The sequence below is a fragment of the Bacillus sp. NTK074B genome (assembly GCF_017303375.1).
GTDB lineage: Bacteria > Bacillota > Bacilli > Bacillales > Bacillaceae_B > Rossellomorea.
Window position 1 is genome coordinate 1 of sequence record NZ_JAFKOH010000215.1, and the last position, 259, is coordinate 259.

Consider the following 259-nt stretch of genomic DNA (forward strand, 5'->3'; position numbering starts at 1 on the left):
GTCACGTCAGGCCGCTGCAACAGGCGGAACGCCGCCCAGAGCAGCGCGGCCTGCAAGCCCAGGATCACCCACCAGGCCCAGCCCGGCATCCCGCCCAGCACGGTGGTGAGCGTCAGCACAGGAACCAGCACCAACATCCACAGGCCCGGAAGGCTTGCGTGTCGATAGAGCCAGCGATGTTCCATCGTCTTCATCCGCGCGTCGATCCGCTTGTCCGTGCCGATCCGATGTCGGCGCTCACAAACTGGTTGCGCGAGGT

At 66.0% G+C, this 259-nt stretch carries 1 protein-coding gene; it reads right to left on the minus strand.

The features are described 5' to 3' along the window. Nucleotides 1-185: hypothetical protein (locus JI667_RS22065; RefSeq protein WP_206858634.1), on the minus strand; the 185-nt coding region annotated here is incomplete at its 3' end. Nucleotides 186-259 lie beyond the last annotated feature (74 nt).